This window comes from Burkholderia sp. Ac-20353 (assembly GCF_017104785.1).
Classification (GTDB): Bacteria; Pseudomonadota; Gammaproteobacteria; order Burkholderiales; family Burkholderiaceae; genus Burkholderia.
The window spans coordinates 20,264-29,129 of the sequence record NZ_JAAGPL010000109.1 but is presented as its reverse complement, the minus strand read 5'-3'; the positions used below and the strand labels follow the sequence as shown (position 1 = coordinate 29,129).

Genomic DNA, 8,866 nt, shown 5'->3' with positions numbered 1-8,866 from the left:
CCGACGCGCGCGCGCCGCGCCGCGAACGTCCGCCGCGCGCCGCTGTCACGCCGAATCCGATTCCGCCGATCACGTACCCCGAAAGCCTGCCCGTGTCGGGCAAGCGCGACGAGATCGCGCGCGCGATCGCCGGTCATCAGGTTGTCATCGTCTGTGGCGAGACGGGCTCGGGCAAGACCACGCAGCTGCCGAAGATCTGCCTCGACCTTGGCCGCGGCCTCGGTGCGGGCGGCACGGGCCTGATCGGCCATACGCAGCCGCGCCGGCTCGCCGCGTCGTCGACCGGCCGCCGCATCGCCGAGGAGCTCGGCACGCCGTTCGGCGAAGTGGTCGGCTACAAGGTGCGGTTCACCGACAATCTCGCGCCGGGCGCGTCGGTCAAGCTGATGACGGACGGGATCCTGCTCGCCGAGACGCAGACCGATCCGCTGTTGAAAGCGTACGACACGCTGATCATCGACGAGGCGCACGAGCGCAGCCTGAACATCGACTTCCTGCTCGGCTACCTGAAGGAGATCCTGCCGAAGCGTCCGGACCTGAAGCTGATCGTCACGTCCGCGACGATCGATGCAGATCGCTTCGCGCGCCATTTCGGCAGCGACGAACGGCCGGCGCCGGTGATCGAGGTGAGCGGGCGCCTGTATCCGGTCGAGATGCGCTACCGCCCGGTGGCCGAGGACCGTCCGGCAGTCAAGAATGCCGAAGGTACGGCAGGCCGTGATCGCGTGAAGACCGCGCGCGAGGCCGAGCGCGACCTGATGGACGCGATCGTCGACGCGGTCGACGAGCTGTGCCGCGAAGGCTCGGGCGACGTGCTGGTGTTCCTGCCCGGCGAGCGCGAGATCCGCGACGCGGCCGAGGCGCTGCGCAAGCATCATCCGCCGCACACCGAGATCCTGCCGCTGTTCGCGCGGTTGTCCGCGGCCGAGCAGGACAAGGTGTTCAAGCCGTCGAACGCGCGCCGCATCGTGCTCGCGACGAACGTCGCCGAGACCTCGCTGACGGTGCCGGGCATCCGCTACGTCGTCGACACGGGCCTCGCGCGCGTGAAGCGCTATTCGTACCGGAACAAGGTCGAGCAACTGCAGGTCGAGTCGATCTCGCAGGCCGCCGCGAACCAGCGCGCGGGCCGCTGCGGCCGGGTTGCGGACGGCATCTGCATCCGTCTGTACGAGGAAACCGACTACCAGGCGCGACCGCGCTTCACCGATCCGGAAATCCTGCGCTCGTCGCTCGCGTCGGTGATCCTGCGGATGAAGTCGCTGCACCTGACGGCGATCGAAACGTTTCCATTCCTCGAGCCGCCGCCGGGCCGCGCGATCGCGGACGGCTACCAGCTCCTCAATGAACTCGGCGCGGTCGACGACGACAACGCGCTGACGCCGCTCGGCCGCGAGCTTGCGCGGCTGCCGCTCGACCCGCGGGTCGGCCGGATGATCCTCGGCGCGCGCGACCAGCAGGCGCTGCGCGAAGTGCTGATCATCGCGAGCGCGCTGTCGGTGCAGGACCCGCGCGACCGGCCGATCGAAGCGCAGGAGCAGGCCGACCAGGCGCACCGCCGGTTCGCCGACGAGCGTTCGGAATTCCTGCAGTGGCTGAAGATCTGGGCGTGGTTTGAGGAAGCGGTCGCGCACAAGAAGTCGAACCGCCAGTTGATCGACGCGTGCCGGCAAAATTTCCTGTCGCATCTGCGGCTGCGCGAGTGGCGCGACGTGCATTCGCAGTTGCTGACCGTCGTGCGCGAGCACGGCTGGCGGCTGAACGAAGCCGACGCGACCTACGAGCAGATCCATCTGGCCCTGTTGACGGGCCTGCTCGGCAACCTCGGCCTGAAGGCCGAGGACGAGCCGCATTATCTCGGCGCGCGCGGGATCAAGTTCTTCCTGTGGCCGGGCTCCGTGCTCGCGAAGAAGGCAGGGCGCTGGGTGATGGCGGCCGAACTCGTCGAGACGAGCCGGCTGTACGCGCGCTGCCTCGCGAAAATCGAGCCCGAATGGATCGAGAAGGTCGGCGCGCACCTGCTGAAGAAATCGCTGTCCGAGCCGCACTGGGAAAAGCGCCCGGCGCAGGTGAGCGCGTTCGAGCGCGCGACGCTGTACGGGCTGCCCGTCTACCACCGGCGGCGCGTCGCCTTCGGCAAGCAGGATCCGGCGCGCGCGCGCGAGCTGTTCGTCCGCGGCGCGCTCGTCGATGGCGAGTTCGACACGAAGCTCGCATTCTTCGCGCACAACCGCAAACTGCTCGCAGACATCGAGCAGCTCGAGCACAAGTCGCGCCGCCAGGACGTGCTGGTCGACGACGAACTGATCCACGCGTTTTACGACCAGGCGATTCCGCAAGGGATCCACACGGGCGTCGCGTTCGAGCGCTGGTATCGCGACGAGGTGAAGAAGAGCGGCCAGCAGGAGGACAAGCTGCGCCTGCTGTACCTGTCGCGCGACGACCTGATGCGCCACGAGGCGGCGGGCGTGACGACCGACCTGTTCCCGAAGCGCGCGACGATGGCGGGCGTCGAGATGGCGCTCACCTACCATTTCGAGCCCGGTACGCCGCGCGACGGCGTGACGCTCGCGGTGCCGCTCTACGCGCTGAACCAGGTCGATGCGCGCCGCTGCGAGTGGCTCGTGCCGGGGATGCTGAAGGAAAAGGTGCAACTGCTGCTGAAGTCGTTGCCGCAGAAGCTGCGCCGGCACTGCGTGCCGCTGCCTGAATACGCGGCCGGCTTCGTCGAGCGGATGGGGCGCGAACGCTTTGGCGCGGGCGGGCTCGTCGAGGCGCTGATCGCCGACGTGCGCAACGAGACGCAGGTCATGATGAAGACCAGCGACTTCAAGCTCGAGACGCTGCCCGCGCACCTGTTCATGAACTTCAAGGTGATCGACGAGCATGGCCGCCAGCTCGCGATGGGGCGCAATCTCGCGCAGCTGCGCCAGGAACTCGGCGCGCAGGCGCAGCAGCAGTTCCAGAAGATCGCCGCGGCGGCGACGATCACGGCCGGCGGCGACGCCGATGTGTCCCCGTCTGCGCAGCCGTCCGCGGTCGCGGGCGCTGGCGCGGCCACCCAAAAGGGCGCTACAAGTGACAAGGGTGACAAGGGTGGCAAGACCGGCAAGGGCGCGCCGCCGCAGACCGCCGTCCCGGCGGAATCCGGCGCGACGGCGCTGTACGAGAACCTGACGACGTGGAACTTCGGCAAGCTGCCCGAGCTGCTGGAGATCCGCCGGCGCGGGCAGACGCTGTTCGGCTACCCGGCGCTCGTCGATCGCGGCGCGCATTGCGACGTCGAGGTATTCGATTCGCCGGAGGAAGCCGCGCGCATCCACCGCGCGGGGTTGCGGCGGCTGTTCGCGCTGCAGCTGAAGGAACCGATCAAGTATCTGGAGAAGAACCTGCCGGGGCTGCGCGAGATGGCGATGCAGTACATGTCGCTCGGCACGCAGGACGAGCTGCGCGACCAGCTGATCGACACCGCGCTCGATCGCGCGTGCCTGCAGGATCCGCTGCCCGACGACGACGCGAGTTTCCACGCGCGCCGCGATGAGGGTCGGAGCCGGCTGAACCTGCTCGCGCAGGAAATCGCGCGGCTCGTCGGGCAGATCCTCGCCGAATATGCGGGGCTCGCGAAGAAGCTCGCGCAGGCGAAGCCGTTCGCGTCCGCGCACGCGGACCTGCAGCAGCAACTGACCGCACTCGTCGGCAAGCGCTTCGTGATCGACACGCCTTACGCGCAGCTTGCGCATTTCCCGCGCTACCTGAAGGGGATCGCGCTGCGGATCGACAAGCTGAAGGCCGATCCGGCCCGCGATACGAAGCAGCTCGCCGAGCTGCAGCCGCTCGCGCAGCAGTACCAGCGCGCGGTGTCGCAGCGCGGCGGCGTCGCCGATGCGCGGCTCGCGGAATTCCGCTGGCTGCTCGAGGAGCTGCGGATTTCGCTGTTCGCGCAGGAGCTGCGCACGCCGATGCCGGTATCGGTGAAGCGGCTGCACAAGGTCTGGGAGTCGATGCAGCGCTAGGTGCGGCGCGCGGGGGCGGCTGCCGCCGCGCGCAGCAGGTACGAAACCAGACGTAAAAACCAGACGCAAAATAAAGACGCAGAGGGCGGGAACGCGGCGCGGCGCGCCTGCGTCCAAGTGGCGCATTTCCCGCTCCCGTCAACCGGTGGGGTGGGTCGTCCGTTCTACAATGACGGTTGTTCCTCGACGTGAGTCTTCATGCCCACTTTCCTTTCCCTCGGCCGCACGCTCGTGCTGGCCGCAGCTGCGCTGGCGCCCGTCGCCCACGCGAATAACGTCATCATCCTCAATTCGGCCGAAGCCACTCTTGCCCTGATCGATCAGCAGACCCGCCAGGTGGTCGCGACGATGCCGACCGGCAAGGAACCGCACCACCTGATGGCGACCCCCGACAATTCGTCGCTGATCGTCGCGAATTCGGTGTCGAACAGCCTGATCTTCGTCGATCCGAAGACGGGTAAGGTGCAGCGCACGGTCGAAGGGATCGAGGATCCGTACCAGCTCGGCTTCTCGCCCGATCGCAAGTGGTTCGTGTCGACCGGTCTGCGTCTCGATCGCCTCGACATCTACAGTTACGACGGCCACGATGTGAAGATCGCGAAGCGCCTGCCGCTTGCGACGATGCCGAGCCACCTCGCGTTCACGAAGGACAGCAAGACGGTGCTCGTGTCGCTGCAGGTGTCGGGCGAGATCGCGGCGGTCGACCTCGCGACGCAGACGGTCAAGTGGAAGATGCCGGTCGGCAAGGTGCCGGCGGGCCTGTGGCTCACGCCGGACGACAAGTACCTGCTGGTCGGGATGACGGGCGCGGATTACGTCGCGGTCGTCGACTGGCGTAACCAGAAGGTCGTGAAGACGATCCAGACCGGCAAGGGCGCGCACAACTTCCGCTCGCTCGCCGACGGCACGCACGTCGCGGTCACTAACCGGGTCGCGAACACGATCAGCATCATCGACGAGAACACGCTTACCAACGTCGGCGACATCACGGGCCTGCTGCCGGGTCCCGACGACATGGAGCTGGCCGCCGACAAGAAGACGCTGTGGGTGACGTTCCGCTTTGCGAAGAAGGTCGGCATCATCGACCTGCCGTCGCGCAAGCTGGTGCAGACGATTTCCGTCGGCCGCTCGCCGCACGGGATCTACTTCTACGACCGCGCGCCGTGGAAGGCCGCGAACGGCGCGTGACGCACGGGAGCGAACGATGCTGCACCTGATCGACGCGTTCGTGTCGAACATCCAGACCTGGCTGTACGTCGATATCGTGCAGCCGCTCCTCTTCAAGTTCGACATGATGGACTATGACGAGGACACCTACGACGCGCTGTACTGGGTGATCGTCGGCGCGCTGCAGATCGTCGCGATGTTCGTGCTGCTGCGCCCGCTCGAGGTGCTGTGGCCCGTCGAGAAGTGGGAGAACCGCCGTGCCGTGCGGGTCGACGTGCTCTACACGCTGATCGCGAAGCTCGGCATCTACTCGCTGTTCTTCTTCTTCGCGCTGCAGCCGCTGTTCGACAACTTCCAGGCGTGGCTGCGCCTGCACGGGATTGCGAACTTCAACCTCGACTACCTGTGGCCGGGCGTCACGTCGATGCCGATCGTCACGTTCGCGATCTATCTCGTCGTGCTCGATTTCGCCGGCTACTGGTATCACCGCTGGCAGCACAAGATCGGCGTCTGGTGGGAGCTGCACGCGGTGCATCACAGCCAGCGGCAGATGTCGCTGTGGTGCGACGACCGCAATCACCTGCTCGACGACGTGATCCAGTCGTGCTTCTTCGCGGCGATCGCGCTCGTGATCGGCGTGTCGCCGTCGCAGTTCGTCGTGCTGACCGCGCTCACGAACTTCGCGCAGAGCATTCAGCACACGAATGCGCGGCTGTCGTTCGGCTGGCTCGGCGAGCGCCTGCTCGTGAGCCCGATCTTCCACCGCCGCCATCACGCGGTCGGCTATGGTCACGAAGGCACCAAGTACGGCTGCAACTTCGGCGTGCTGTTCCCGTGGTGGGACATGATGTTCGGCACCGCGTCGTGGAACCGCACGGTCGAGCCGACCGGCATCCGCGAGCAGATCGAGGGCGTGTCGTACGGCGACGGCTTCTGGGCGCAACACGGGCTTGCGTTCGTGCGGATCTTCCGCCGCCTCGTCCCCGCGAAGCGCGGCGCGGCGTCGGCCTGAGCGCGGCGCCCGCCATTCCTCCCCGCCCGGCGATGATTGTTCCTGCGCCGGGCGTTCTTTTCCCGCGGCCCGCATGCGTTTTGGCGCATGCGGGCCGCGTGGTTTATCCTTTCCCCGTTTTTCTCCGTTGAAACAGGTCTGCATGAACGACTTGCTGCGTTCCTTCGTCCGCGCATTCGCGAGCGCACTGCACCCGCGCATGCTGTGGCTCACCCTGATGCCGTTCGTCGTGTCCGCGTTGTTCTGGGGCGTGCTGCTGTGGTTTGCGTGGCAGACGCTCATCGACGCCGCGCGCGGCGCGCTCGACAGCTTCGCGCTGACGGCGGCGCTGTACCGGGTGTTCGACGTGATCGGCATGTCGCAGCTGCATGCGGTGGTCGCGCCGTTCGTCGTCGTGTCGCTCGCGGTTCCGTTGATCGTGCTGACGGTGCTGCTGCTGATCGCGTCGATCTCGATGCCGGTCGTCGTCAAGCACCTGTCGAGCCGCCGCTTCGCCGAGCTCGAGATGAAGCGCGGCGGCACGTTCTTCGGCAGCGTGCTCAACGCGCTGGGGACGGCGTTCGCCGGCGTCGTGCTGCTCGTCGTCACGCTGCCGCTGTGGCTGATCCCGCCGTTCTTCGCGCTGCTGCCGCCGGTGATCGGCGGCTGGATCACGTATCGCGTGATGACCTACGATGCGCTTGCGGAGCACGCGAGCCGCGACGAACGCCGCGCGCTCGTGCAGCAGCACCGCTGGCCGCTGATCGGCATCGGCATCGCGACCGGATTTCTCGGCACGGTGCCGACCTTCATCTGGGTGTCGTCGGTCTGGATGATGGTGCTGTTTCCGTTCGTCGCGGCGGCGATGATCTGGGTTTACGCATTCATTCTGGTGTTTTCGGCGCTGTGGTTCGGCCATTACTGCCTGCGCGCGCTCGAGGACCTGCGCGCGACACCGCGCGCCACCACAATCGACATGGGGCAGGCATGAGTATCGGCATCATCATCATCGGCGACGAAATCCTTTCGGGTCGCCGGCAGGACAAGCATCTGGCGAAGGTCATCGAGCTGCTCGGCGCGCGCGGCCTCGCGCTCGACTGGGCCGAGTATGTCGGCGACGATCCGGCGCGCATCACCGCGACGCTCGCACGCGCGCGCGCATCGGGCGACATCGTGTTCTCGACGGGCGGGATCGGCGCGACGCCGGACGATCACACGCGGCAATGCGCGGCCGCGGCGCTCGGTGTGCCGCTCGAGCTGCACCAGGAAGCGAAGCGGCTGATCGAGGAGCGCATCCGCGAGACCCATACCGATCCGGAGACGCCGGTCGACTTCGAGTCGCCCGAGAACCAGCATCGCTTCAACATGGGCGTGTTTCCGCGTGGCGCGACGATCATCCCGAACGGCTACAACCGGATTCCGGGCTTCTCGGTCGGCGACCTCCATTTCGTGCCGGGCTTCCCGGTGATGGCCTGGCCGATGATCGAATGGGTGCTCGACACGAAGTATGCGCACCTGCATCACGCGACGCCGCATGCGGAGCGGTCGCTGTACGTGTTCGAATTGCCGGAATCGACGCTCACGCCGCTGATGGAGAAGATCGAGCACGACTTCCCCGGCGTGCGAGTGTTCAGCCTGCCGAGCGTCGGCGATGCGGAGCGGGGCGGGATCTATGCGCGCCGCCACATCGATCTCGGCGTGAAGGGCGAGCCGGAAGCGGTCGCGGCCGCGTTCGTGAAGCTGCGCGAGGGCGTTCACCTGCTCGGCGGCGACATCGTCGAGCCCGACGCGCCGCGCGGCTGAGCGCCGCGCCGTTCGGCATTCCAAAAGCCGGCATTTCCCGACGCGGGTATTTCCAAAAGCCGGTACTTCCAGAAGCAACGGGCCGCCGCCGTTCCGGTGTGCGGCCCGTCATCGGCATGTCATCGCCCGGCTCGACGATGGCGCAAGCCCCGGGTGTGGCGCGCGGGTGCCGTCAAGCACCGATCCACGGCAGTTTCCGGAAGCACCAGCCGTCGACGGTCTTGCGGTGGCCTTCGGCATCCTTGGTGCCCTCGAAGCCTTCGAGCAGGTCGAACGCTTTCGTGAAGCCGGCCTGCGCGGCGGCGACCGCCGCGAGTTTCGAGCGCGCGGCGCTGCGGCACAGGAACAGCACGGGCGTGCCGGGTTCGAGCGCCGCCGTCAACTGGGCGACGAATTCGGCGTTCGGCACGCCGCCGGGGTAGCGGGTCCATTCGAGATGCAGGTACTGGCCGTCGCCGACGAGCGGGCGGCCGACCCAGTCGAGTTCGGCGCGGGTGCGCACGTCGACGAGACGCGCCGACGGGTCGAGCTGCAGCAGTTCGAATGCCTCGGCCGGCAGCAGCGCGCCGGCGTAGTTGAGCGAGCCTTGCGCGCCGCGTTCGTTGGCCTTGGCATAAAGTTGTTCGAGCGTACTCATGGCAGGAGGTCTCCGTGTCGACCAGGTTCGGCGCTTCGGCGCTTACGCTGATCTCATGCAAAGTGATCGATCAAACGACCATTCTAGCGCGCCGCCTGCCGCCCGATGTCCGTGCGCAGCGTGGCTCGCGCACCGCACACGCGCTCACCAAAAAGGTGCAGAATGAGGCGAATGCACCAAAACGATTCCTTCCGATTGCCTGACAACGTGGATTGCACCATCGGGGTGCGTGCGTCGGAGCGGCGGTTGCGTGCG

7 protein-coding genes are annotated in these 8,866 nt (G+C 67.2%); 6 read left to right on the top strand and 1 reads right to left on the bottom strand.

From position 1 onward, the window contains the following. Positions 1 to 59: 59 nt before the first annotated feature. From hrpA to G3N94_RS26265, 5 genes are all read left to right on the top strand, one after another. Entirely contained in the window at positions 60 to 4,013 is a 3,954-nt protein-coding gene (gene hrpA, locus G3N94_RS26285) for an ATP-dependent RNA helicase HrpA (protein WP_346778734.1), read from the top strand. Between the two features lie 198 nt (positions 4,014 to 4,211). Then, the gene (locus G3N94_RS26280) at positions 4,212 to 5,201 is read left to right on the top strand and encodes a beta-propeller fold lactonase family protein (protein ID WP_205795455.1); all 990 of its coding nucleotides are present in this window, start codon (positions 4,212 to 4,214) and stop codon (positions 5,199 to 5,201) included. A 16-nt stretch (positions 5,202 to 5,217) separates the two neighbouring features. Continuing rightward, on the top strand, positions 5,218 to 6,192 hold the full coding sequence (locus tag G3N94_RS26275) for a sterol desaturase family protein (protein ID WP_205795454.1): 975 nt from the start codon (positions 5,218 to 5,220) through the stop codon (positions 6,190 to 6,192). Between the two features lie 142 nt (positions 6,193 to 6,334). Then, positions 6,335 to 7,162 carry an EI24 domain-containing protein gene (locus tag G3N94_RS26270; RefSeq protein WP_205795453.1) on the top strand — a complete coding sequence of 276 codons (828 nt, stop codon included), beginning with the start codon at positions 6,335 to 6,337 and terminating at the stop codon, positions 7,160 to 7,162. Further along, entirely contained in the window at positions 7,159 to 7,974 is an 816-nt protein-coding gene (locus tag G3N94_RS26265; RefSeq protein ID WP_205795452.1) for a molybdopterin-binding protein, read from the top strand. Before G3N94_RS26270 ends, G3N94_RS26265 begins: the two co-directional genes overlap by 4 nt. A 172-nt stretch (positions 7,975 to 8,146) precedes the next feature. Here the strand turns inward: G3N94_RS26265 and G3N94_RS26260 are convergent, their stop codons facing one another. Then, complete coding sequence (locus tag G3N94_RS26260) at positions 8,147 to 8,611, bottom strand: rhodanese-like domain-containing protein (protein WP_205795451.1); 465 nt, start codon at positions 8,609 to 8,611, stop codon at positions 8,147 to 8,149. A gap of 14 nt (positions 8,612 to 8,625) precedes the next feature. Between G3N94_RS26260 and G3N94_RS26255 the strand changes: the two genes are divergently transcribed. Continuing rightward, positions 8,626 to 8,814 (top strand): hypothetical protein, encoded by a 189-nt coding sequence (locus G3N94_RS26255; protein WP_205795450.1) that lies wholly within the window; start codon positions 8,626 to 8,628, stop codon positions 8,812 to 8,814. Positions 8,815 to 8,866: the final 52 nt, after the last annotated feature.

Excerpts from the sequence above, each read along its gene's own strand:
- G3N94_RS26260 (WP_205795451.1), bottom strand. The coding sequence starts at position 8,611 with ATGAGTACGCTCGAACAACTTTATGCCAAGGCCAACGAACGCGGCGCG.
- G3N94_RS26265 (WP_205795452.1), top strand. The coding sequence starts at position 7,159 with ATGAGTATCGGCATCATCATCATCGGCGACGAAATCCTTTCGGGTCGC.
- G3N94_RS26270 (WP_205795453.1), top strand. The coding sequence starts at position 6,335 with ATGAACGACTTGCTGCGTTCCTTCGTCCGCGCATTCGCGAGCGCACTG.
- G3N94_RS26280 (WP_205795455.1), top strand. The coding sequence starts at position 4,212 with ATGCCCACTTTCCTTTCCCTCGGCCGCACGCTCGTGCTGGCCGCAGCT.
- G3N94_RS26275 (WP_205795454.1), top strand. The coding sequence starts at position 5,218 with ATGCTGCACCTGATCGACGCGTTCGTGTCGAACATCCAGACCTGGCTG.